24 protein-coding genes, 1 tRNA gene and 1 CRISPR repeat array (1 of these 26 running past the window's edge) are annotated in these 23,398 nt (G+C 65.5%); of the genes, 14 read left to right on the forward strand and 11 right to left on the reverse strand.

The features are described 5' to 3' along the window. The first annotated feature begins 141 nt into the window (after positions 1–141). The 3 genes from Q9316_RS03720 to Q9316_RS03730 all read left to right on the forward strand — a co-directional run bounded on the left by Q9316_RS03720 (position 142) and on the right by Q9316_RS03730 (position 3,201). Entirely contained in the window at positions 142–1,185 is a 1,044-nt protein-coding gene (locus tag Q9316_RS03720) for a hypothetical protein (protein WP_371877950.1), read from the forward strand. Between the two features lie 17 nt (positions 1,186–1,202). Further along, complete coding sequence (locus Q9316_RS03725) at positions 1,203–1,910, forward strand: L,D-transpeptidase (RefSeq protein ID WP_306033904.1); 708 nt, start codon at positions 1,203–1,205, stop codon at positions 1,908–1,910. A 91-nt stretch (positions 1,911–2,001) separates the two neighbouring features. After that, positions 2,002–3,201 (forward strand): amidohydrolase family protein, encoded by a 1,200-nt coding sequence (locus tag Q9316_RS03730; protein WP_306033905.1) that lies wholly within the window; start codon positions 2,002–2,004, stop codon positions 3,199–3,201. Positions 3,202–3,518: 317 nt separating this feature from the next. Here the strand turns inward: Q9316_RS03730 and Q9316_RS03735 are convergent, their stop codons facing one another. The 3 genes from Q9316_RS03735 to Q9316_RS03745 all read right to left on the reverse strand — a co-directional run bounded on the left by Q9316_RS03735 (position 3,519) and on the right by Q9316_RS03745 (position 7,955). After that, positions 3,519–6,080 (reverse strand): GcvT family protein, encoded by a 2,562-nt coding sequence (locus tag Q9316_RS03735; RefSeq protein ID WP_306033906.1) that lies wholly within the window; start codon positions 6,078–6,080, stop codon positions 3,519–3,521. Between the two features lie 171 nt (positions 6,081–6,251). Beyond that, on the reverse strand, positions 6,252–6,854 hold the full coding sequence (locus Q9316_RS03740; RefSeq protein WP_306033907.1) for a glutathione S-transferase N-terminal domain-containing protein: 603 nt from the start codon (positions 6,852–6,854) through the stop codon (positions 6,252–6,254). Positions 6,855–6,950: 96 nt separating this feature from the next. Continuing rightward, the gene (locus tag Q9316_RS03745) at positions 6,951–7,955 is read right to left on the reverse strand and encodes a GlxA family transcriptional regulator (protein ID WP_306033908.1); all 1,005 of its coding nucleotides are present in this window, start codon (positions 7,953–7,955) and stop codon (positions 6,951–6,953) included. A gap of 107 nt (positions 7,956–8,062) precedes the next feature. On the opposite strand from Q9316_RS03745, the gene Q9316_RS03750 reads away from it, so the two are divergent. Then, a complete protein-coding gene (locus Q9316_RS03750; RefSeq protein ID WP_306033909.1) occupies positions 8,063–8,527 on the forward strand; it encodes an SRPBCC domain-containing protein in 465 nt (154 codons plus the stop codon). A 2-nt stretch (positions 8,528–8,529) separates the two neighbouring features. Here Q9316_RS03750 and Q9316_RS03755 read toward each other — a convergent pair whose 3' ends face one another. The 3 genes from Q9316_RS03755 to Q9316_RS03765 are packed head-to-tail and all read right to left on the reverse strand — an operon-like array spanning position 8,530 to position 9,771. Continuing rightward, entirely contained in the window at positions 8,530–8,949 is a 420-nt protein-coding gene (locus Q9316_RS03755; protein WP_306033910.1) for a GFA family protein, read from the reverse strand. 10 nt (positions 8,950–8,959) lie between these two features. Then, positions 8,960–9,418: an SRPBCC family protein gene (locus tag Q9316_RS03760; RefSeq protein ID WP_306033911.1), complete on the reverse strand. Its 459-nt coding sequence runs from the start codon at positions 9,416–9,418 to the stop codon at positions 8,960–8,962. An 11-nt stretch (positions 9,419–9,429) separates the two neighbouring features. Beyond that, positions 9,430–9,771: an ArsR/SmtB family transcription factor gene (locus Q9316_RS03765; protein ID WP_306033912.1), complete on the reverse strand. Its 342-nt coding sequence runs from the start codon at positions 9,769–9,771 to the stop codon at positions 9,430–9,432. Positions 9,772–9,899: 128 nt separating this feature from the next. Here Q9316_RS03765 and chrA point away from each other — a divergent pair, with 128 nt between their 5' ends. Further along, positions 9,900–11,291 carry a chromate efflux transporter gene (gene chrA / locus Q9316_RS03770; RefSeq protein ID WP_306033913.1) on the forward strand — a complete coding sequence of 464 codons (1,392 nt, stop codon included), beginning with the start codon at positions 9,900–9,902 and terminating at the stop codon, positions 11,289–11,291. A gap of 3 nt (positions 11,292–11,294) precedes the next feature. On the opposite strand, the gene Q9316_RS03775 is transcribed toward chrA, so the two are convergent. Next, positions 11,295–11,852, reverse strand: coding sequence for a helix-turn-helix domain-containing protein (locus tag Q9316_RS03775; RefSeq protein ID WP_306033914.1), 558 nt, complete (start codon positions 11,850–11,852; stop codon positions 11,295–11,297). 76 nt (positions 11,853–11,928) lie between these two features. Here Q9316_RS03775 and Q9316_RS03780 point away from each other — a divergent pair, with 76 nt between their 5' ends. From Q9316_RS03780 to modC, 5 genes are all read left to right on the forward strand, one after another. Further along, positions 11,929–13,065: an aminotransferase gene (locus Q9316_RS03780; RefSeq protein ID WP_306033915.1), complete on the forward strand. Its 1,137-nt coding sequence runs from the start codon at positions 11,929–11,931 to the stop codon at positions 13,063–13,065. A 177-nt stretch (positions 13,066–13,242) separates the two neighbouring features. Next, the gene (locus Q9316_RS03785) at positions 13,243–13,389 is read left to right on the forward strand and encodes a DUF1127 domain-containing protein (protein WP_242220819.1); all 147 of its coding nucleotides are present in this window, start codon (positions 13,243–13,245) and stop codon (positions 13,387–13,389) included. Between the two features lie 623 nt (positions 13,390–14,012). Next, on the forward strand, positions 14,013–14,786 hold the full coding sequence (gene modA / locus Q9316_RS03790) for a molybdate ABC transporter substrate-binding protein (RefSeq protein ID WP_306033916.1): 774 nt from the start codon (positions 14,013–14,015) through the stop codon (positions 14,784–14,786). 92 nt (positions 14,787–14,878) lie between these two features. Beyond that, positions 14,879–15,580 (forward strand): molybdate ABC transporter permease subunit, encoded by a 702-nt coding sequence (gene modB / locus Q9316_RS03795; RefSeq protein ID WP_306033917.1) that lies wholly within the window; start codon positions 14,879–14,881, stop codon positions 15,578–15,580. Then, positions 15,577–16,650 (forward strand): molybdenum ABC transporter ATP-binding protein, encoded by a 1,074-nt coding sequence (modC, locus tag Q9316_RS03800; protein WP_306033918.1) that lies wholly within the window; start codon positions 15,577–15,579, stop codon positions 16,648–16,650. The genes modB and modC overlap by 4 nt, the downstream gene beginning before the upstream one ends. Positions 16,651–16,682: 32 nt before the next feature. On the opposite strand, the gene Q9316_RS03805 is transcribed toward modC, so the two are convergent. Together Q9316_RS03805 and Q9316_RS03810 are read right to left on the reverse strand one after the other, a co-directional pair. Continuing rightward, positions 16,683–17,042, reverse strand: a complete 360-nt coding sequence (locus Q9316_RS03805; RefSeq protein ID WP_306033919.1) for a winged helix-turn-helix domain-containing protein — start codon at positions 17,040–17,042, stop codon at positions 16,683–16,685. Between the two features lie 59 nt (positions 17,043–17,101). Beyond that, on the reverse strand, positions 17,102–18,439 hold the full coding sequence (locus Q9316_RS03810; protein WP_306033920.1) for an aspartate aminotransferase family protein: 1,338 nt from the start codon (positions 18,437–18,439) through the stop codon (positions 17,102–17,104). Positions 18,440–18,643: 204 nt separating this feature from the next. On the opposite strand from Q9316_RS03810, the gene Q9316_RS03815 reads away from it, so the two are divergent. Then, on the forward strand, positions 18,644–19,192 hold the full coding sequence (locus Q9316_RS03815; RefSeq protein ID WP_306033921.1) for a cupin domain-containing protein: 549 nt from the start codon (positions 18,644–18,646) through the stop codon (positions 19,190–19,192). Between the two features lie 52 nt (positions 19,193–19,244). Here Q9316_RS03815 and Q9316_RS03820 read toward each other — a convergent pair whose 3' ends face one another. Next, positions 19,245–19,427, reverse strand: coding sequence for a YegP family protein (locus tag Q9316_RS03820; protein ID WP_306033922.1), 183 nt, complete (start codon positions 19,425–19,427; stop codon positions 19,245–19,247). Positions 19,428–19,524: 97 nt separating this feature from the next. Next, positions 19,525–19,598 (reverse strand) — tRNA-Gln (locus tag Q9316_RS03825). A gap of 239 nt (positions 19,599–19,837) precedes the next feature. On the opposite strand from Q9316_RS03825, the gene Q9316_RS03830 reads away from it, so the two are divergent. From Q9316_RS03830 to Q9316_RS03840, 3 genes are read left to right on the forward strand one after another with little or no spacing between them, the layout of a single operon-like run. Then, a complete protein-coding gene (locus Q9316_RS03830; RefSeq protein ID WP_306033923.1) occupies positions 19,838–21,382 on the forward strand; it encodes a Ppx/GppA phosphatase family protein in 1,545 nt (514 codons plus the stop codon). Then, positions 21,379–22,110 (forward strand): RlmE family RNA methyltransferase, encoded by a 732-nt coding sequence (locus Q9316_RS03835; RefSeq protein WP_306033924.1) that lies wholly within the window; start codon positions 21,379–21,381, stop codon positions 22,108–22,110. The genes Q9316_RS03830 and Q9316_RS03835 overlap by 4 nt, the downstream gene beginning before the upstream one ends. Further along, the gene (locus tag Q9316_RS03840) at positions 22,110–22,493 is read left to right on the forward strand and encodes a VOC family protein (protein WP_306033925.1); all 384 of its coding nucleotides are present in this window, start codon (positions 22,110–22,112) and stop codon (positions 22,491–22,493) included. Before Q9316_RS03835 ends, Q9316_RS03840 begins: the two co-directional genes overlap by 1 nt. Before the next feature lie 53 nt (positions 22,494–22,546). Then, positions 22,547–23,398: a CRISPR direct-repeat array (repeat unit 31 nt; unit sequence GTTTCAATCCACGCCTCCGTGAGGAGGCGAC) (it continues 481 nt past the right edge of the window).

Below are 23,398 nucleotides of genomic sequence, written 5' to 3' on the forward strand. Positions count from 1 at the left end.
GTGCCGGACGGGGCATGATGCCGCGCATGGGCCGATGAAGGCCGCAGGATTAACGAAGTTCTAAGCAATCGCTTGGACTCTGAAGCCGAGATGCGCCGCTTCGATGCGGCGCGCCAGGACCCCTAACAACGAAAACGACCCATGTTTGCGCTCCGCCATCGTCTTTCTCGTGAAACCAGCCGCCTGCGCCTGCCGCTTCTCGCGCGGCTTGCCGCCGCGACCGTTGCGGGCGGCCTGCTGGCCGGCTGCATGGCCATGGACGTCGCCTCGCTTGCCGAGGCGCCGCAGCTTTCCAACAAGGTGAAAGCGGAGATGTCGAAGAAGAAGATGCGGCCGGAAAGCCCCGTCCTCGTGCGCATCTTCAAGCAGGAAAGCGAGCTGGAGGTCTGGAAGGTCAATGCGAGCGGCCAGTATGCGCTCTTCAAGACCTATCCGATGTGCCGGTGGTCCGGCAAGCTTGGCCCCAAGACGAAGAGCGGCGACCGCCAGGCGCCGGAAGGCTTCTACCATGTCTCCGCCGGCATGCTGAACCCGAACTCGCAATATTACGTCTCCTTCAACCTCGGCTATCCGAACCGGCTGGAATCGGCGCTCGGCTATACCGGCGAGGCGCTGATGGTGCACGGCGCCTGCTCGTCGTCGGGCTGCTATGCCATGACGGACCAGGGCGTCGGCGAGATCTATGCCATCGTGCAGAAGGCGCTGGACGGCGGGCAGCAGCGTTTCCAGGTGCAGGCCTATCCCTTCCGCATGACCACGGAAAACATGGCCAAGCACAAGGGCGACCCCAACATGCCCTTCTGGCGCACGCTGAAGGAAGGCTACGACGCCTTCGCCTTCACCAAGCGCCAGCCGAAGGTTTCCGTCTGCGGCGGCCGCTATGTCTTCAACAGGGAATTTGCGGACGGCGAGCCGAGCGATCCGCTGGCGCAGTGCCCTGCCACCGTCGGCGGCGCCGAAAACGCCCTGATGGCGAAGATCGGCGCGGAACAAAAGAAGCTGGATGCGGCTTTCGCGAGCGCGACGCCGGTTTCCAGCTTCGCCTATTCGGACGGCGGCATGCATCCGAGTTTCCGTTCGCTTCTGAAGCAGAAGGGCGCGGAGGGCATGGCCGCCCGCATCTCGCGCACGAAATATCCGGTCAGCCGGCCCGAGGCCGCGCTTGCCGATCCCTATGACGATTGATGTATGAGGATTTTGTATTGACTGGTGAAAGCGTAACCCGCCGGTCCTTCCTGCTCGGCAGCGCAGGACTGGCGACCACCCTTCTGGCCGGCTGCACCACGACGCCGGTTCGCGAAAGGGTCGAAATCGAGCCCGAACCGGTCGATACCAGCATCTACGCCGCCATGTACGGGCCCAAGCCGGACGAGCAGTTCCCGCTGCCGGCCATTCCCTACCAGAAGATCGATCCGCGCTTCTATCGCCAGATGGTGCCGAACCCGACGGGCGAGCGGCCCGGCGTGATCGTCGTCGACACGGCGAGCCATTTCCTCTACCTCACCTATGAGGACGGGCAGGCCATGCGCTACGGCGTGGGCCTCGGCCGCGCCGGCTTCGAATGGGCCGGCCGCGGCGTCATCCAGTACAAGCGGCAATGGCCGCGCTGGACGCCGCCGGACGAAATGGTCGCCCGCCAGCCGGAACTGGAACCCTACAGCATCCGCAACGGCGGCATGGAGCCGGGCCTCAAGAACCCGCTCGGCGCCCGCGCGCTCTACATCTTCCAGAACAAGGAAGACACGCTCTACCGCATCCACGGCTCGCCGGAATGGTGGACGATCGGTAAGTCCGTCTCCTCCGGCTGCGTGCGCATGCTGAACCAGGACGTGGTCGATCTCTTCAACCGCGTGCAGAACGGCACGCCCATCGTCGTGCTCGGTTCGCCCGTCGTCGCTGCGGCCTATTGACTGTATACGATTTTCGCGTCTTATTGTGTGCGATTGCGATCCGCTCTCTTGAAGGGCGGGCCGTGTCGTGCGGAAATGGAGGCGTTGAATCATGGCCGGGATCGAAATCCTTTTCACCAATGCAAGGCTGGCGGACGGTTCGCTGAAGGATATCGGCGTTGCCGAAGGCCGCATCGTTTCGATCGCGTCGGCCGGCAGCGGCGAGGCGGGCGCGCGGCAGGTCGACATTGCCGGCGCATTGCTGGTCCCGGGCTTCGTCGAGGGCCACATCCACCTCGATACCAGCTTCTACGGCGACAAGTGGATACCGCACAAACCCTGCACCAACGGCTTCGACGTGCACGAACGCGTCGCCTTCCAGGCCGAGAACATGGCCAAGGCCGCGCCGATGGAGGAGCGCGCCCGCAAGCAGCTCGAACTCTGCGTTGGAAACGGCTCCCTCCAGATGCGCAGCCATGTCATGGTCGATGGCTCGGTGGGGCTGAAATCGCTCGAAACGATCCTCGATATCCGCGAGGAATATCGCGATATCATCGATATCCAACTCGTTGCCTTCCCGCAGAGCGGCATCCTGAAGAGCCCCGGCACGCCGGAGCTTCTGGATGAGGCGATCGGCCTCGGCGCCGACCTCGTAGGCGGTCTCGACCCGGCAAGCTTCGACCGCGACGTGAGCGGTCATCTCGACGTCGTCTTCGGCGTGGCGGAAAAGCACGGCGTCGGCGTCGATATCCACCTGCACGATTTCGGCTCGCTCGGCGCCTTCACCGTCGAGGAAATCTGCGCCCGCACCGCGGCGCTCGGCATGCAGGGCAAGGTGGCGATCAGCCACGCCTACGGCCTCGGCGACCTCGATGCGGACGCCGCCCGCCGGATCGGCGGAAAAATCGCCGCCGCCGGCGTCTCGATCATGACCAACGCCCCCGGCGATCACGCCTTTCCGCCGGTGGCGCTGCTGCGCGGCGAGGGCGTCACCGTCTTTTCCGGTAGCGACAATATCCGCGATTCCTGGTGGCCCTATGGTGACGGCGACATGCTCGGCCGCGCCATGATGATCGGCTACCGCTCCGGCTTCTACACCGACGAGGAACTCTCCGCCGCCTTCGACGTGGTGACGGCAGCCGGCGCCAGGGCGCTCGGCCTCGAAGGCTACGGCATCGCCATCGGCGCCAAGGCCGATTTCGTGACGCTCGCCGCCGCGCATGTGCCGGAGGCCGTGGTGGCGGTGCCGAAGGGCCGCCGGGTGTTCAAGGCCGGGCGGCTGGTGGCGGAGAATGGGGTGGTGGTGCGCTGAGGGGGCGCCGCTGCCTTTGCGCCCTAGCATCCCCGAACCGCCAGCGAGCAAGTCCCAAACCTCTCTTCCGTCATGCCGGCCTTGAGCCGGCATCCAGCCACCGCGCGTCCGCGCGGTGAGAGGACTCGTGGCATTCGATGAAGAAAGTCTTTCCCGCGCAAGGACTTGCGCGGGCTGGATGCCGGCTCAAGGCCGGCATGACGGGAGAGAGGTATGGCGGCGGAGCCAGAAAATGCAGAGCTTGCCGCAACCCATCAAAGCAAAAAGGGCGCACCCGCTTCCACCGGCACGCCCTTAATTCCGTCCGCGACTCCGCGTTACGTCCGCGGCTTCAGGTTCTCGGGATCATACAGCGGCTTGTAGCCGATGCCGACCACCTCGACCGGGTAGGTCTCGGCGAAATATTCGATGTTGAGCTTGCGGCCCTCCTGGCAATAGGCGTGCGGCAGGTAGGCGAGCGCGATGTTCTTGCCGATGGTCGGGCCGAAGGCGATGGAGGTCGTGTAGGAGCGGCGGCCGAGTTCGTCGATCAGCACCTCGCCGGTTGCCGGATCGATGACCGGCAGGTTGCCGAGCGGGTAGCGCTTGACGCCGTTCCTGTCGGTATTCTCCGTCATGACGAGTGTGCAGAGCATGGCGGGCTGGTGGTCGCGCGCCTTGTATTCCAGGTGCTTCGCCTTGCCGCGGAAATCGGCTTCCTTCACCTTCGGGCGTGCAAGGTCCGCCTCGATGAGGTTGTACTGGGTGAGGAGGTCGGCGTTCTGCAGGCGCAGGCTCTTTTCCATGCGGCGCGAATTCGCATAGGTCTCGACGCCGAAGGCCATGACGCCGGTGGCGCGCAGCGCGTCCCAGACGGCAAGGCCGTCCTCGTACTTCATGTGCAGTTCCCAGCCCTGCTCGCCGACATAGGAGATGCGGAAGGCGGTAACCGGCTTGCCGGCCATCTCGATCTGCTTGATCGCGGCAAAGGCGAAGTTCTCGATATCGAGGCCATCGGGATCGGCGACAACCTTCTTCAGGGTCTCGCGGGCGTTCGGGCCCCAGATGCCGATGGTGATGAACTTTTCCGAGACGTCTGTGATGGTGACGTCGAGGCCGCGGTCCTCGGCGACGCGCTTCATGTAATGGAAGTCGCGCGGGCCGGCATCGGCGCCGTTGACGAGGCGGCAGCGGTCGGCCATGCGGAAGACCGTGAAGTCGGCGCGCACCATGCCCTCGTCGTCGAGGAAGTGGGTGTAGATGCCCTTGCCGATATTGCCGTCGCCGCCGATCTTTGCCGCGCAGAGCCATTCCAGGAGTTCGACGTGGTCGGGGCCTTCGATGTCGACCATGTGGAAATGCGAGAGGTTGACGATGCCGCAATCCTCGCTCATCGCCAGATGCTCGGCATTGGAGACGCGCCAGAAGTGGCGGCTGTCCCACTCGTTCTCGCGCACCGGCACGCGGTCGCCGTACTTTTCCAGCAGGTGCTCGTTGGCGGCGTAGCCATGCGCGCGCTCCCAGCCGCCGAGCTCCATGAAGTAGCCGCCGAGTTCCTTCTCGCGCTCATGGAAGGGCGAGCGCTTGGCACCGCGGCCCGAGGCATAGGGTTCGCGGTTGTGCACGGCCGGGAAGTAGATCTTCTGCGCGGCCTCGTAGCTGCGGCCCTCGATGAATTCCTCCGTCAGCTGGTGCGGGTAGAAGCGGGAATAGTCGATCGAGTTGTGGTCGATCTCGGTGCGCCCGTCCGTCATCCAGTCGGCGATGAGCTTGCCGTAGCCGGGACCGTCCTTGACCCAGATGGCGACGCAGTACCAGAGGCCGCGCACCTTCTGGCTCTCGCCGCAGGACGGACCGCCGGCGGCGGAGACCTGCAGGAGGCCGTTGAAGGAATGGCCCTCGTTATAGCCGAGCTCGCCGAGGATCGGCGTCAGTTCCATCGCCTTTTCCAGCGGCTCGAGGATCTGCTCCATGTCGAGGTCACGCTGCGAGGGCGACAGGCGCGCCTCGTGTTTTTCGAGGATGTCGCGCGGGTGGCAGAGGCGCGGATTGGTCTGCTCGTAATAGCCCCACTCGATCTGGCCGCCTTCGGTGGTCTTCGGGTCGCCCGTGTCGCGCATATAGGCGGAGTTGCCCTGGTCGCGCAAAAGCGGATAGCCGATTTCCTTGCCGGTGCCCTCGAACTCGTTATACGGGCCGAAGAAGGTGAGGGGATGGTCGACCGGCATGACCGGCAGGTCCTCGCCGACCATTTCGGCGATCAGGCGGCCCCAGATGCCGGCGCAGACGATGACATGGTCGGCCATGATCGTGCCGCGATGGGTGACGACACCCTTGATGCGGCCGCCCTCGACGATCAGCGACTGGGCCGGCGTGTTGCCGTAGACCTGCAGCTTGCCGGATTTTTCCGCGGCATCGACCAGCTTGCCGGCGACGGTCTGCGAGCGCGGCACGACGAGGCCGGCATCGGGATCGAACAGGCCGCCCATGACCTGGTCTTCCTCGATCAGCGGGAACATTTCTTTGATCTCGGAGGGCGAGACGTAATGCGCGCGCGTGCCGAAAGCCCGGGCGGAGGAAAGTTTGCGCTTGATTTCCTCCATCCAGGTGTCGTCGCCCGTGCGGGCGACTTCAAGACCGCCGATGCGGGCGTAGTGGCCCATCTTCTCGTAGAAATCGATGGAATACTGGGTGGTCCAGACCGAGAGATAGTCGTGGCTGGTCGTGTAGCAGAAGTCCGAGGCATGCGCCGTCGAACCGATGTCGGTCGGGATGCCCGACTTGTCGATGCCCACGATATCGTCCCATCCGCGCTCGATGAGATGGTGGGCGATCGACGCGCCCACGATGCCACCCAAACCGATGATGACGACCTTCGCCTTTTGCGGAAACTCTGCCATTTGCTGGACCCCGATGAAATATTGAGCCCGATTTTAGGGCCTCGTTCGGTGCCAGTGCAGCCTGTCTGCGACGGGTCCGCGACCAGTTCCGACAGTCCCCGGAAGAGCGCCCTGCGCCGGCGGCACGACCCTAGCGGATCGATAGGCGGGCGCAATGCTTTTCCGCCGGCGTCAGGCAGCGCCGTCAAGCGGGGCGACGCCCTCCTTCTCCAGCACGGTCCTCACGGCAGGCCGTGCCTCGATGCGGTCCGCCAGCGTCCGCAGCGGCCCCGGCAGCGCGATGCCGCACATCGCGGCCCAGCGCGCCATCACATAGAAGAAGGCATCCGAAGCCGAAAAGCGCGCGCCGAACAGATAGTCGCCTTCGATCCGCGTGGCGATCCAGCCGAAGCGGCGGCCAAGCGTTTCGGTCAGCCAGGCCTTCTCCTCGTCGTTCTGCGTGAAGAACAGCCGCACGAAGGGCTTTTGCAGCTCCGTCGAAAGGAAGGCGAGCATCTGCAGGTGGCGCGTGCGGCCGAGCGGCCCGTCCGGCACGAGGCCGTCACCCGCGTGGGCGATCCAGTCGAGCAGCGCGACGTTCTCCGTGAGGAGCATGCCGTCCTCAAGAAGGAGGGCGGGCACGTAGCCGTTCGGATTGATCCTCTCGTAGGCGCTGCCGTCCTTCAGGGTGTGCTGGAAGAGATCGACCGCGTGCGGCCGGAAGGAAAGGCCGGCTTCGTGCAGCAGGATATGCGCGGCCTGGCTGCAGGCGGTGGGGGCGTAGTAGAAGTCCATGTCACGTCTCCTCGTGTTTCGATGAGACGAGTGTGCCGGCGATGGTTCCCGAAGGTCAGAGGCAAACGGGCTGCTTTCGGGGCAAACCGGCCATCGTCAGCCGAGGCTGCGCGGGCGGTTGCGCTGGCGGTACTGCGCGGGCGTGACGCCGACGCGGCGGCGGAAGAGCTTTCGGAAGAAAGTCGGATCGCCATAGCCGACAGCGACCGCGATATCCTCGATGGCTTCAAGCCCGGTCTCCAGCATCTGCTTGGCCTCCTCGATGCGCATGGCCTGCACATAGTCCACCGGCGCATAGCCGGTGGCGGCCTTGAACTGGCGCTTGAAGGTACGCTCGGCCATGCCGGAACGGGCCACCATGGCGGCCACCGGGTTGGGGGCGGCATAGTTGTCGGCAAGCCAGGTCTGCACCTCTGCGATCGTGGCATTGCCGTGCTGGCGGGGCCGGGCCATGGCGGCGAAGGGAAGCTGTCCGTGACCCCGGTCGCCGATGAGGAAGAGCCGGGCGACGCGTGTCGCCTCCTCCGCTCCGCAGAAACGGCCGATGAGGTAGAGCGCCAGGTCCTGCCAGGAGGTGGCGCCGCCGGTGGTGATCAGCCGCCCGGCGCGGCCGCTGTCGCAGAGAATGCGCTCCGGCCGGAAGGCGACCTTCGGATAGTGATCGCGGAAGATATCCGCCAGGATCCAGTGCGAAGCCGCCTCCGTGCCGTCGAGCAGCCCGGCCTCGGCCAGCAGCACCGCGCCGCTGCAGGCCGAGCAGATCAGCGCCTCCGCCTCGATATGCCGGCGCACCCAGGCGATTTCCCGTGGCCACCGCCCGGCCGGTGACAGGCCCGCGTCGAGGTGGATGTCGCAGACGACGACGATATCGGCAAGGTGGCCGGAAAGCCCCTGCTGCGGTGTCACGCGCAGGCCGCTGCCCGTTTCGTGGGGCCGGGTCTCTGCGGAAACAAGTACGGGATCGAGGGCGCGCAGCGCCTTCGGGCCGCGACCGGCCTCGCCGAGGATTTCGTGCAGGCCATAGGGCGCCATGGTGCCGCTTTCCGGCAGGGCGAGGATGGCGACGGTGAGGGGACTGGTGGGTTTCGGACGTATCGGCATGGCGCGAGATTGGCATATCTGCCCCGAAAGTGTCGAGAACGTCTCTATCGGTCGCGGTCGCTGGCGTTCATGCTCTTCCCGTTCCCAACGACAGGAAGGAGAAAACCATGTCCATCGAATACGGCACCGTCGATATCACCCGCACCTTCGCCGCGCCGGCCGCGGCCGTCTTTTCGGCCTGGTCGCAGCAGGCGGCGCAGGAGGCCTGGGGCGATCCCGGCCCGGACTGGCAGATGCGTTTCGAGCGTTTCCGCTTTACAGTCGGCGAAAGCGATCTCTGCCGCTTCGGCCCCAGGGGCGGACCCGTCTATCTCAACGAGAACCGCTACCTGCAGATCCTGCCGGAAAAGCGCATCGTCTATGCAAGCCTGCTGCGGGAGGGCGATGCGCTCACCTTCGCCGGCACGGTCGTCGTGACCTTCGAGGCGGTCCCCGACGGCACGCGCATGCGGCTCGTCGAGCAGGGGGCCTATTTCGATGGCCGCGACAGGGCGGAGGACCATCTGGCTGGCTGGCAGGCCATGCTGAAAGCCATGGATCACTACCTCCGGCAACAGGCCCGCGCGGCGTGAGGTCAGAGATGGGCGTGGTGGGCCGGCGGGTTTTCGTAGTCGTCCACCATGCCATTCTCATAGATGACGGGCGCGGCGCTCAGTTCCTCCTCGGACACATCGTCCAGCGTGCCAGCATTGATGCAGTAGAAATGCCCCATGAAGTCCTTGTGATAGCCGCGGGAGAAGGAGCGGATGCCGCAGGTCTTGCAGAAGAAGTGGTCGATATCGCCTTCCAGCCAGCTCGAATCCGCCGCGCGATAGGTGAGGAGCCGGTCCTCGCCCGAGAGAAGCTTGAAATCTTCGCGCCTGGTGAAGGTCTTCAGCATGCGCGTGCGCCGGCAGAAGGAGCAGTTGCAGCGCCGCAGGCCCTCGTCGAGGTCGAGCACGCATTCGTAGCGGACGGCGCCGCAATGGCAGCTTCCGTGATAGGTCTTCTTCATCGCGTCCTCCTCAGGTGCGGTTTTGCAGGATGTAGGCGGTGAGCCGGTCGAGGCATTCGCCCCAGCCCTCGGCGTGGCTGTCGCGGGATTCGACCGTCTCGAACGGTGTCTGCGCGAAGGTCAGCCGGGTACGCGCGCCAACCGCCTCGAAGGCCACGCTCACCAGCGTTTCCGGCCCGTCCTCCCCGGTCCAGCGGAAGGTGAAGGTAAGGCCGCGGTTCTCGTCGATCGCGCGGTAGAGGCCGCCCATCGGATAGTCCGCGCCCTCCGGCGAGCGGATCACCGCCGACCATGCGCCGCCGGGGCGGAAATCCATGCGGATGGAATGGGCGGTGAAATCCTTCGGCCCCAGCCAGCGGGCAAGGTGCTCCGGTGCCGCCCAGGCCTTGAAGACGAGGGCGACGGGCGCGTCGATCAGGCGTTCGATGACAAGGCCTATGGGGTCCGCGGTCTCGGCTTTCTGTTGCATGGCTTTCCTCCTCAGTTCTTCTTGTCCGGTTCGCCGGCCTGCAATTCCCGGAGATAGTCGTCGAGCCGGTCGAAGCTCGCCTCCCAGAAGCGCCGGTAGCCGGAAATCCAGCCGTTCGCGTCCTTCAGCGGCGCCGCTTCCAGATGGCAGGGCCGCCATTGCGCGGTGCGGCTGCGGGTGATGAGCCCGGCGGCCTCCAGAACCTTCAGGTGCTTGGAGACCGCCGGCAGGCTCATGTCGAAGGGCGCGGCAATCTCGTTGACTGTCGCATCTCCTTCGGAAAGCCGTGCGAGGATCGCGCGGCGAGTCGGGTCCGCAAGGGCGGCGAAGGTCAGGCTCAGCGGGTCGCTCACGAATTTATCCGTCCGGTTAATTAACTTATGGGTTTAATAATGCCGCCAGCCTCATCCGTCAACCCCACCGCCGACTTGACAGGGAGGGGCGCTGCTGCGATCGATCGTGGTGAAGCGGAGGGCAGCCGGTGAACGAGATTGGAGAAGGGCCTGTCCAACCGTCCGGCCACGGCGTGTCCTTCGGCGAAGCGCTGCGCGTCTGGTCGCGCGTGGCGGCCCTGAGCTTCGGCGGCCCCGCCGGGCAGATCGCCGTCATGCACCGCATCGTCGTCGACGAGAAGCGCTGGATCGGCGAGAGCCGTTTCCTGCACGCCCTGAACTATTGCATGCTGCTGCCGGGACCCGAGGCGCAGCAGCTCGCCGTCTATATCGGCTGGCTTATGCACCGGACGCCCGGTGGTCTTGTCGCCGGCCTGCTGTTCATCTTGCCCGGTTTCCTCTCCATTCTCGCGCTGAGCTACGTCTACGTCATCTTCGGCGATGCGAGCGTGGTCGAGGGCCTGTTCTTCGGCCTCAAGGCGGCGGTGCTCGCCGTCGTCGTGCAGGCGGTGTTCCGCATCGGCAGCCGGGCGCTGGTCAATCCGGCGATGATCGCCATTGCCGCCGCCGCCTTCCTCGCCATCTTCGCCTTGAGAGTGCCGTTCCCGCTGATCGTTCTCCTTGCCGCGATCGTCGGCTATCTCGGCGCGAAATCCGGTTCGCGCTTCTTCCGCACGGCGGGCGGACATGCGGCGGCGAAAGGGGCGGTGTTGCAGGATCGGGATTCGCTGCTCGGCGAGGACACGCCTGCCCATGCGCGCCCCCAACTCGGCTGGTCGCTGAAAATCTCGGCGGTGCTGCTCGCTCTCTGGCTTGGCCCCGTCGCGCTGATCTGGTTCTTCGCGGGCAGCGACAGCGTCTTCACCGAGATCGGCGCCTTCTTCAGCAAGATGGCGGTCGTCACTTTCGGCGGAGCCTATGCGGCGCTCGCCTATGTCGCGCAGGAGGCCGTGCAGAACTATGGCTGGCTGAAGCCCGGCGAGATGCTCGACGGGCTCGGCATGGCCGAGACGACGCCGGGCCCGCTTATCATGGTGCTGCAATTTGTCGGCTTCCTCGGCGCCTGGCGCGATCCGGGCAGCCTCGACCCGATGGTGGCGGCGACGCTCGCCGCCGTGCTCACCACCTGGGTCACCTTCGTGCCCTGCTTCCTCTGGATCTTCCTCGGCGCGCCCTTCATCGAGAGGCTGCGTGGCCATGCGGCGCTGTCGGGCGCCATGGCGGCCATCACCGCCGCCGTGGTCGGCGTCATCCTCAACCTCGCGGTCTGGTTCGCCGTGCACACGCTGTTTGCCGAGGTGACGGTGCTTGCCGCCGGGCCACTGCGGATCGAGCTGCCCGTGGTCGCGACGGTCGTCATGCCGTCCGCGCTGCTTGCCGCGGCGGCCGCCTTCGCACTCTTCCGCCTCAAGGCGTCCGTGCTGCTGACGCTCGGCCTTGCGGCACTCGCCGGCATCGGCTGGCGGCTGCTGTCCGGATGAGGATCAGGCAATCACGTTGCGCACGAAGCGGACGGGAACCGCGCCGGGATTGGCATAGGAATAGGCCTGGTCCGTGCCGTAGACGGTGAAGCTGCCCGCCGGATAGTCCCGCGTCGTGCCGGAAAGTTCGAGCCGCAGCGTGCCCTCGGTCACGAAGAGCATTTCGTGCCAGCCGGCGGGGTCCGGTTCCGCGTCGTAGCGCTCGCCGGGGCCGAGCGACCACAGCCACATCTGCGCCTCCCTCGTCGCCGGCGCGGAGCCGAGCAGGACGGCGGTGCTTTCCGGGTCCGCCCCGCGCCATGTCACCTCGTTGATCTCGGCTGAAGGCGCCCGGGCCGGGTCGCGCACGAGATCGACGAAGCGGACACCCATGGCGGTCGCCAGCTTGTCGAGGCTGGAAAGGCTGATATTCGCATCGCCCCCTTCGAGCGCCACGATCATGCGCCGGCTGATGCCGGAGGCTTCCGCGAGCGCCGCCTGACTGAGGCCGGCCGCCTGACGAAGGCGGCGCAAATTGCCGGAGACATGGGCGAGCACGTCGCCACGTTCTTGACTGTGCAATATATTGCTCATACCGTTCCACTATCGAAGGGGCGGCACCGCCGCATGCGGCCTTCTAACCCGAAAGGACCCGGCCATGAAGATACGCGATTTCGGCGTCGAGATCTGGATGAACCGTTATGAGAACCATTGCGAGCTGAACCTCGCGGAGACCTGCGTCGAATCGCTGACGGTCGAAGAACTTCTGGACATGGCCGGCAAGCGGGAAGAAATCCTGTCCGAACTCCTGCCGATGAAGCTGACCTATGGCGCGATCGAGGGCAGCGAGCGCCTGCGCCGCCTGATCGCCGGCCTCTATGAAAAGCAGGTGATGGAGAACGTCGTCGTTACTCATGGCGCGATCGGCGCCAATGCGCTGGTGCACGAAACGCTGGTGGAGCCCGGCGACCGGGTCGTCTCGGTCCTGCCGACCTATCAGCAGCATTATTCCATCCCGGAAAGTTTCGGCGCGGATGTCAGGCTGCTGAAGCTGACGGCCGAGCACGGTTTCCTGCCCGACCTCGAAGACCTGCGCCGGCTCGCGACACCGGGCACGAAGCTCATCTGCCTCAACAACCCGAACAATCCGACCGGATCGTTGATGGACCGGGACTTCCTGCTTCAGGTCGTCGAGACCGCGCGGGCCTGCGGCGCCTGGATCCTCTGCGACGAAGTCTATCGCGGCACGGACCAGCAGGACGACGGCATGACAGCTTCCATCGCAGACCTCTACGAGAAGGGCATCAGCACCGGCAGCATGTCCAAGACCTGGTCGCTGGCGGGCCTGCGCCTCGGCTGGATCGTCGGGCCAAAAGATTTTCTGCACGCCGTTTCCATCCATCGTGACTACAACACGATCAGCGTCGGCATGCTGGACGATCACTTCGCCGCCATCGCGCTGGAAAACCGCGACAAGATTCTGGCGCGCAGCCACGGCATCACCCGCCGCAACCTCGCCATCCTCGCCGAATGGGTGGAGGGCGAGCCGCTGATTTCCTGGGTGAAGCCGAAGTCGGGCACGACGGCGCTGCTGAAATACGACCTGCCGCTCACCTCCGAAGCCTTCTGCACGCGGCTGCTGGAGCGCACCGGCGTCATGCTGACGCCCGGCAGCGCCATGGACATGGAGGGGCATCTGCGCATCGGTTACGCCAACGGCGAGGCGATCCTGCGCGAAGGGCTGAAGCGGCTGTCCGCCTTTCTGAGGGAGGAGCAGGCGGCACGCGCCGCCTGATGGGTGGAGCCGACGCGCTTCGTTAACGGAGGCTTACCAGACCCATGCGCCAATCGCATGGGTGGCGTGCCGCCTTTGCGCTATTCCGCATTGCAGCATTCCGCTATAACACGGCCATCGAAAGACGCGGCGCCACGGAAAGGTGCCGAACAGAGAGCCTCACGAAAGGGGATCATCATGAACATGGCACGTTCCTTCAACAATTGGCGCAAGTACCGTCAGACCGTCAACGAACTCGACCGCATGTCGGCACGCGAACTGCGCGATCTCGGCATCGAGCGTTCGGAAATCAAGTCGGTCGCCCGCGCAGCCGTCGGCTTCTGATCGACGCGTCGAAAGCGCCGGAATTTCCAAGCGCCCGCCCTCCGGCGGGCGTTTTTGCATGTGCGAACGAATCACCCTTTCAGGGCTTAATTCAACGGAATTGAGATATACGTTACGCGCATAACGCATAGCTGCATTGCAAAACAATGCCTATGAAATGACCAGGAATCGTATATAGTCATATTTATCGAAGCAACGTACCTCCTCCCACGAAGCTTCGATGATTGCAGAAGGCCCACTCCTCCTCCCAGGGCCGACTGCGGGAATGACGGCACTCCTCCTCCCAGTCGTCATTCGGTTCTATCGGAAAGCCTGCCGCACCTCCTCCCGCGGCAGGCTTTTCCATTTCTGGACCTCTTTTCCCCGAAGAAACGAAAAAAGCCGCGACCTTTCTGCGCAATGCGCCGTCGAACCGTCAGGCGACGTTTCCAAGAGCCGGTGCGCCGGTTTTCGAGCCCCGGCTGCGCATCGATGCTTTCCTCCCTTCGGCCGGTCGCTGCGGCCGATTTGCCTTCGTCACTTTCATTATATTTTTGAAAATATAGCGCTGGCCAAGTCGTAAACGTCGATATATTCAATCAGATATCACGCTGCCGCGAAGGCAGGCTCATGGGAGAACAGGAATGAACCGTCGTCTGCTTCTGAAACTCGTCGTCGCCGCCTTCGCGGCCATGCCGCTCGCCTTGCCGGCCGCCGCCGCGGAAAAGGTCACCGTCTTCGCCGCCGCCAGCCTCAAGAACGCGCTCGATGCGGCAAACGCTGCCTGGCAGAAGGAAACCGGCAACGAGACGACGGTCTCCTATGCCGCCAGCTCGGCGCTCGCCAAGCAGATCGAGGCGGCGGCACCCGCCGATCTTTTCATCTCGGCGGACCTTGCCTGGATGGACTACGTCGCCGAGAAGAAGCTGATCAAGGAGGACACCCGCTCCAACCTGCTCGGCAACCGCATCGTGCTCGTCGCGCCGAAGGACAAGGCCGAGACGGTCGAGATCAAGGAGGGCTTCGACCTTGCCGGCCTCGTCGGGGAGGGCAAGCTCGCCATGGGCGCGGTCGACAGCGTGCCGGCCGGCAAATACGGCAAGGCCGCGCTTGAAAAGCTCAGCGTCTGGTCTGCTGTCGAAGGCAAGGTGGCCGGCGCCGAAAGCGTGCGCGCGGCGCTCGCCCTCGTCTCGCGCGGCGAGGCGCCCTACGGCATCGTCTACCAGACCGACGCCGCCGCCGATCCCGGCGTCGCCATCGTCGGAACCTTCCCGGAAGACAGCCATCCGCCGATCATCTACCCGGTCGCGATCCTTTCGGAATCGCAGAGCACGGCTGCGGCGGCCTATCTCGACTTCCTGAAGTCGGACAAGGCCGCGCCCTTCTTCACCGAGCAGGGTTTCACCCTTCTCAAGTAAGGCGAGCCTGGCGATAGCCCCGGATGCTACGTCCGGGGCTGTTTGTGTTGTCTGGCTGATGCCGGCACATCGAAATTGACCGAGGAGCCCGCGTGGACTGGCTTGCCCTGAGCGATGAGGAATGGACGGCGATCCGGCTGAGCCTGAAGGTCTCGGCGGTTGCGGTCCTCGTCAGCCTGCCGCTCGGCATTCTCGTCGCGCTGGCGCTGGCGCGCGGCCGCTTCTGGGGCAAGTCGCTGCTGAACGGCGTCGTGCACCTGCCGCTCATCCTGCCCCCCGTCGTCACCGGCTTCCTGCTGCTCATCCTGTTCGGCCGGCGCGGCCCCGTCGGCGCGCTGCTTCATGACTGGTTCGGCATCGTGCTCTCCTTCCGCTGGACGGGCGCGGCGCTTGCCTGCGGCGTCATGGGCTTTCCGCTCATGGTGCGCTCGATCCGCCTTTCCATCGAGGCGGTCGACCGCAAGCTGGAGGAGGCGGCCGGCACGCTCGGCGCCAGTCCCGTCTGGGTCTTCCTCACCGTCACCCTGCCGCTCATCCTGCCCGGCGTCATCGCCGGCATGATCCTCGCCTTCGCGAAAGCCATGGGCGAATTCGGCGCGACCATCACCTTTGTTTCCAACATTCCCGGCGAAACCCAGACCCTCTCCTCCGCCATCTACACCTTCACCCAGGTGCCCGGCGGCGATGCCGGCGCCATGCGGCTCACCCTCGTCGCCATCGCCATTTCCATGGTCGCGCTGCTCGCCTCGGAATTTCTCGCCCATCGTATCGGCCGCAAGGTGCACCTCGAATGAGCCTCGTGGTCGAAGCAAGACACCGGCTCGGCGATTTCGCCCTCGACGCCGCCTTCACCTCGGATGGCGGGGTCACCGCCCTGTTCGGCCGCTCCGGTTCGGGCAAGACCTCGCTGATCCGCATCATCGCCGGCCTGACGCGGCCAGGCGCGGGGCGCGTGCTGCTGGACGACGACGTGCTGGTCGATACCGCGCGCGGCATTTTCGTGCCGCCCCATCGCCGCCGCTTCGGCTACGTCTTCCAGGAGGCGCGGCTCTTTCCGCACCTCACCGTCCGGCAGAACCTCAATTACGGCCGCTGGTTCTCGCCCAGGGGTGCCCGGACGGAACATCCGGACCGCATCATCGACCTGCTCGGCATTGCCGGCCTGCTCGACCGCCAGCCGGCGAACCTTTCCGGCGGCGAAAAGCAGCGCGTCGCCATCGGGCGGGCGCTGCTGGCGTCTCCCCGCCTGCTGCTGATGGACGAACCGCTCGCCGCGCTCGACGAGGAGCGCAAGGCGGAAATCCTGCCCTATCTGGAACGCCTGCGCGACGAGGTCGGCATTCCCATCGTCTATGTCAGCCATTCCGTCGCCGAAGTCGCCCGCCTTGCCGACAGGGTGGTGCTGATGGCCGATGGCCGCATCGAAGCCGTCGGCCCCGCGTCGGACGTGCTCGGCGGCCCGCGCCTTGCCTCCGCGCTCGATCGCCGCGAGGCCGGCAGCGTGCTTTCCGGCCATGTCGAGACGCGCGATGCTGCCCATGGGCTTGCCACCATCCGCCTCGAGGGCGGCGCGGCGATCCTCGTGCCGGGGGCGGCGGTGTCGCCGGGCGAGACGGTGCGCCTGCGCATTCCCGCCCGCGACGTCATGGTGGCGACGGTGCGGCCGGAAGGGTTGAGCGCGCTCAACATCCTCGAAGGCATCGTGGAGACCGTCGAGCCGGACGGGGAGGGCATGGCGAGCCTGCGCATCGCCTGCGGCGGGGATCATGTCCGCGCCCGCATCACGGCCTTGTCCGTCGAACGCCTCGGCTTGACGCCCGGCCTGCCGGTTCACGCCGTCATCAAGACGGTGGCGTTGGAATAGGCAATTTCAGCGGTGTTCGTATTCGCAGGGGTTTATTCGGCCAGATGTCCGACGATCCAGCCGATATCCTCGGCAAGCGCCGCCTGCGCTTTCTTCTCCATGGCGTGGTAGTGCGCGATCAGCGCCTCGCCGAAGGGCGTCAGCATCGCGCCGCCGCCCTGCTTGCCGCCGCGCTGCGATTCGACCACCGGCTCGCGAAACAGCCGGTTCATCTCGTCGACCAGCAGCCAGGCGCGCCGGTAGGACATGTCCATCGCCCGCCCGCCCGCGGAAATCGAACCGGTCTGCCTGATATGGGAAAGAAGCTGGATCTTCCCGCGGCCGATCCGGCCTTCCGGCTCGAACTGGAGCCGGAAGATGAGTTTCGGTTCGGTCTTGGCGGATGCTGACATGAAACTGGGCCCGTATGGATACGGGCCCAGATATAACAGCGTTTCTTACCGAGAAAAGCTTAAGACGCGCGCTTCAGGGCATCGCCGAGGATCGAGACGATATCCTCGAAATGCTTCTTCTCGGCGATCAGCGGCGGCGAGAAGGCGATGATGTCGCCGGTGACGCGGATCAGCAGGCCCTTTTCGAAGCAGTCGACGAAGACGTCATAGGCGCGTGCGCCCGGCGCACCGTCGCGCGAGGCCAGCTCGATGCCGGCGATGAGGCCGATCGTGCGGATGTCGATGACATGCGGCAGGCCCTTCAGCGAATGCATCGCCGCGTGCCAGTCGTCCTGCAGATCCGCCGCGCGGGTGAGCAGGCCCTCGTCGCGGTAGATGTCGAGTGTCGCGATGCCTGCGGCGCAGGCCGCCGGATGGCCGGAATAGGTATAGCCGTGGAACAGCTCGATGGCGTTTTCCGGCCCATGCATCAGCGCATCGTGCACCTTGCGGCTGGCAAAGACCGCGCCCATCGGGATCGCGCCGTTGGTGAGGCCCTTGGCGGTGGTCACGAGATCCGGCGTCACGCCGAAATAGTCGGTGGCGAAGGCGGCGCCGAGACGCCCGAAGCCGGTGATGACTTCGTCGAAGATCAGGAGGATGCCGTGCTTGTCGCAGATCGCGCGCAGCTTCTCCAGATAGCCCTTCGGTGGGATCAGCACGCCCGTGGAACCGGCGACGGGCTCGACGATGCAGGCGGCGATGGTTTCCGCGCCGTGCAGCGCGACCAGCCGTTCGAGATCGTCCGCCAGATCCGCGCCGTGCTCCGGCTGGCCCTTCACATAGGCGTTCTTCGAAAGGTCATGCGTGTGGCGCAGGTGATCGGAACCGGCAAGCTGCGGGAAGACGCGGCGGTTGTTGAGGATGCCGCCGACCGAGATGCCGCCGAAGCCGACGCCGTGATAGCCGCGCTCGCGGCCGATCAGGCGCGTGCGCGTGCCCTGGCCGATGGCGCGCTGGTAGGCGATGGCCATCTTCAGCGCGGTATCGACCGATTCGGAGCCGGAGCCCGTGTAGAACACGCGGTCGAGCTTGGCGCCCTCGGGGCCGGGGGCGATTTCGGCCAGCCGCTCGGCGAAGTCGAAGGCGATCGGATGGCCCATCTGGAAGGAGGGGGCGAAATCCATCTGCGTGAGCTGGCGCTCGACGGCGGAAGCGATCTGCCGGCGGCCGTGGCCGGCATTGACGCACCAGAGCCCGGCGGTGCCGTCGAGCACCGTGCGGCCGTCGGAACTCGTGTAATACATGCCCTCGGCGGCCGAAAGCAGGCGCGGCGCGGCCTTGAACTGGCGGTTGGCGGTAAAGGGCATCCAGTAGCTGTCGAGCACCGGTGCGTTGGGCTTGTTGTGAACGTTCATGGCAGATCTCCTCCGAAGCAATTCCGGCAAAGCGCGCAGCGGTTTTGCGCCCGGAACTGCGATAAAATTAAACTGGCTGAGGCGATAGACGCCATGATTTGCCATGCCGAACAAGTCCTTTTCTGGTTGACGTCAAGCGATTGAAATTAAAGGATGTGAAGTAAGCGGTTTTCGCTATTTCGAACATCTAGAACAGGAAATGCCATGTCGGTCGATATCGGGGGCAGGCTGCGCCACCTGCGCATGGCCCACAATCTCTCCCAGCGGGAGCTGGCCAAACGCGCCGGCGTCACCAATTCGACGATCTCGCTGATCGAATCGAACGCCTCCAATCCCTCGGTCGGCGCGCTGAAGCGCATCCTCGACGGCATCCCGATCGGTCTGGCCGAATTCTTCGCCTTCGAGCCCGACCGCCCGAAAAAGGCGTTCTACCGGGCCGACGAGCTCGTGGAGATCGGCAAGGGGCCGATCTCCTTCCGCCAGATCGGCGACAACACCTTCGGCCGCAGCCTGCAGATACTCAAGGAGTGCTACCAGCCCGGCGCCGACACCGGCAAGGTGCCGCTGGTGCATGACGGCGAGGAGGGCGGCATCGTGCTTTCCGGCCGGCTGGAAGTGACCGTCGACGACGAGCGCCGCATCCTCGGCCCGGGCGATGCCTATTATTTCGAAAGCCGCCGTCCGCACCGCTTCCGCTGCGTCGGCCCGGTGCCCTGCGAGGTCATCAGCGCCTGCACCCCGCCGACCTTCTGAAACGAAAAAAGCCCGCCGGCGGAACCGGCGGGCTTCTCATGGAAAAATTCGATCAGGCCTGGCTGTTGTCTTCGACAGGCGCGCCGGGGCCGTTCTTCTTGATCGACTCGATGGCGTTCTGCGCGCTGGCCTTGCTGGAATAGCCTTCCGTCGAGAACATCACTTCGCTGTTGTACTTGAAGCGAACGCGATACTCGCCAGCCTTGTCCTTGTAGATTTCGAACTTGTGCGCCATGGGCTTCCCCCTGCAGGTGTGAATCAGACACATGCAACGTGCCAGCCGGCGAAACCGCTGGCAAGGGCGCGGGAATCTACTTTATGTGGGAAAAGTTTGGCTGGGGAACCTGGATTCGAACCAAGATTAACGGAGTCAGAGTCCGTCGTTCTACCGTTGAACTATTCCCCAGCATGGCTGGTTCCGGCTGGGCCGGTGCCTGTGAGGCGGGCTTATAAACAAAAGAGGCGGAGATGCAAATGGTTTTTTTTGGGAAAATCGCATCGGCCCATTTCCCGCCCGATGCGTCGTCATTGCGTCACAAAAAGAATTTGGCGAACGGGCCGGGCGCTGGTAATGTCGCGCCAACGAAGATCGAGAGAGCGCCTGCTTGCAGCTTCAAGGCTTTGCGCGGCGCCATAGGCAGTAACGTGAACGACCCCGACAGCGGCGCGAAGCCGTCTCTTTCCGGGGCGCGAGATGCGGACGATGCGGGGCGGCCGAAGCGGTCGCGCCGTCGCAAGGGAAAGCAGAAGGGTGCGACCAGCCCCTCTGCCGTTTCCACGTCCGCAGGCCAGGCGGCCGGTTCGTCCGCGCCCGCCGAGCGTCCCCAGGCCGCGAACAGCGGCATCAATGCGCGCCGGAACAAGCGTCGCAAGCACGGCAAGAATCCGGGCCAGGAAAATGTGCGTCCGCTCTCCCCAGTCGGGCAGCGCGAAGCGCCCGAGCACGAGCAGCGCCAGGCCGACGGCCGCAAGGCCCGCCGCAAGCAGCGCGGCAAGAGGTCCGCCGCGCGCGCGGCCTCGCCCGTCGCCGAAGCCGCCGTGCTTTCCCCGGCCGCAGGGCTGGTTGCCGAACAGCGCCCCGCCCATCCGCCATCCGAACAGCGCCGCGAGACGCCGCCCTATCGCTTCGCCGAGCGCGACCAGCACGATGCGCCGCTCTATGCCGCGCTCGACCTCGGCACCAACAATTGCCGCCTGCTCATCGCCCAGCCGACCCGGCCCGGCCAGTTCCGCGTCGTCGATGCCTTTTCGCGCATCGTGCGCCTCGGCGAAGGCCTTGCGGCAAGCGGCCTGCTGTCCGACGACGCCATGGACCGCTCGGTCGAGGCGCTGAAGATCTGCGCCGCCAAGCTCAAGCACCGCAACATCCGCCGTGCCCGCCTCATCGCCACCGAGGCCTGCCGCGCGGCGGGCAATGGCGAGGCCTTCCTTGAGCGTGTGCGGGAAGAAACGGGGCTCGATCTCGAGATCATCAACCGCGAGACCGAGGCGCGGCTTGCCGTGTCCGGCTGCTCCTCGCTGGTCGGGCGCGAGGCGAAATCCGTCGTGCTCTTCGATATCGGTGGCGGCTCGTCGGAAATCGCGGTCATCCGCATCGGCGACAACCGCTCCAGCCGGCTTGCCAACCACATCACGCACTGGACATCCCTGCCGGTCGGCGTCGTCACGCTCTCCGAGCGCCATGGCGGGCGGGACGTCACGCCGGAAAGTTTTGCGGGCATGGTCTCGGAGGTCGAGGGCATGCTGGCGAATTTCGATTGCCCCGGCGACGGCGTCCATGCGCCGGAGGATTTCCACCTCATCGGCACGTCAGGCACGGTGACGACGCTCGCCGGCGTGCATCTCGACCTGCCGCGTTACGATCGCCGCCGGGTCGATGGCGTCTGGCTGTCGGACGACGAGGTCACGGCCATGCAGGCGCGGCTGCTGTCGTGGGATTTCACCGCGCGTGCGGCCAATCCCTGCATCGGGCCGGACCGGGCGGATCTCGTGCTTGCCGGCTGCGCCATTCTGGAGGCGATCCGCAAGCGCTGGCCCTCGCGCCGCATGCGTGTCGCCGACCGCGGGTTGCGGGAAGGCCTGCTCACCGACATGATGGCCGATGACGGCGTCTGGCGCCGTGGCCGCCACCGCCGCAACAATCGCGGCGGCCACCGCAACCCGGCAAAGCCCGAAGGACAGGCGTCATGACCAAGCCCCCAGTCAGCGGCAACCGCTCCGGCCGCAAGCTCGGCCAGAAGGTCAAGAAGGGCAAGCTCAAGGCCTCCTCGCGCCGCTGGCTCGAGCGCCATATCAACGATCCCTACGTGCAGCGCGCCAAGCTCGAAGGCTATCGCGCGCGCGCCGCCTTCAAGCTGCTGGAGATCGACGAGAAGCACAACATCCTTTCCGGCGCGCGGCGCATCATCGACCTTGGCGCGGCACCGGGAAGCTGGTCGCAGATCGCCGCCAAGGTAACGGATTCGACCGATACCGATCCGCGCGTCGCCGCCATCGACTTCCTCGAAATGGACCCCTTGCCGGGCGTGCGCATCCTTCAGATGGACTTTCTGGACGATGACGCGCCGCAAAAACTCATCGACGCGGTCGGCGGCACGCCGAACCTCGTGATCTCGGACATGGCCGCGCCGACCACCGGCCACCGCCAGACCGACCATATCCGCACCATGCATCTGTGCGAGGTCGCCGCGCATTTCGCGATCGAGGTTCTCGCCGAAGGCGGGCATTTCCTGGCAAAGACCTTCCAGGGCGGAACGGAGCGCGACCTGCTCAACCTGCTCAAGCAGAATTTCCGGCAGGTCATCCACGTCAAGCCCGGCGCCTCGCGCGCCGAATCGGTGGAAATGTTCCTGCTCGCCAAGGGGTTCAAGGGCCGCCAGGCGCGCGATGAGGCGGCAGAGGCCGAAGAGGGCGCCTGATGCTGCTCTATACGACCGTCGGCACGAACGACCTGGCGCGCGCCGGCCGCTTCTACGATGCGGTCCTGCCGCGCCTCGGCTACCGGCGGCAGAAGCAGGCGCCGGGCGAGATCGGCTACGGGGCTGACGGTGACGTGCGCTGCCGCTTCTGGGTGGTCGAGCCGTTCGACCGCGAACCCGCCACCTACGGCAACGGCGTCACCATCGCGCTGGTCGCCCCCGACCGCGCCGCCGTCGATGCCTTCCATGCCGCCGCCCTTGCCGCAGGCGGCACCGACGAGGGCGCGCCGGGCCTGCGCCCCTTCCACGCCAGCTTCTACGCCGCCTTCATCCGCGACCCCGACGGCAACAAACTCGCCGCCGTCTGCGAACAGCCGGAGTAGTGGCTCCGGAAGCGGGGTGCCCTCGTCCTCGCTACTCTCCGCGCTCTTGAGCAGTTTCAACCCACGCCTCCGTGAGGAGGCGACTCTCAAGACGCCTCCTGCGGGCTGGATCAAGGAGTTTCAATCCACGCCTCCGTGAGGAGGCGACCGAACGGGCTGTTCGGCTATCGTCCGCTGAACTGGTTTCAATCCACGCCTCCGTGAGGAGGCGACGATGAGCATCACCGCGCATGGATGGTCCGGCCGGAGTTTCAATCCACGCCTCCGTGAGGAGGCGACAGCAGAGAGGAAGATTTTCCCGTCATCGATAACGTTTCAATCCACGCCTCCGTGAGGAGGCGACCACCAGCAAGAGCGCCGGCCCGCAAGGCCTTCGTGTTTCAATCCACGCCTCCGTGAGGAGGCGACCCCGCATGCGCGACTCCGCCTCCCGTAACACGGCAGTTTCAATCCACGCCTCCGTGAGGAGGCGACGGCGCCGTGGCGCTGGAGGTGCTGGAGCTGCTGGCGTTTCAATCCACGCCTCCGTGAGGAGGCGACCCGCCATGCTCGATGTGACTGGCGGCTGCCTCGGCGTTTCAATCCACGCCTCCGTGAGGAGGCGACAACGAATTCGGCATGACGCCTGCTTCCGAGCGCGGTTTCAATCCACGCCTCCGTGAGGAGGCGACCTCCCAGAAGGCGCGCGCCTCGTCCTCATCGTCGTTTCAATCCACGCCTCCGTGAGGAGGCGACATGTTGCCCTCGGCATCGACAAACGGCCCGCCAGTTTCAATCCACGCCTCCGTGAGGAGGCGACAACTGCGTGTTGCCTTCGATTACCGCCGTGCCGTGTTTCAATCCACGCCTCCGTGAGGAGGCGACACCTCCACGACCCAGAAGTGCTGCCGCTCTTCGTTGTTTCA

Origin of the sequence: Shinella zoogloeoides (assembly GCF_030733845.1) — a bacterium.
GTDB lineage: Bacteria > Pseudomonadota > Alphaproteobacteria > Rhizobiales > Rhizobiaceae > Shinella > Shinella zoogloeoides_C.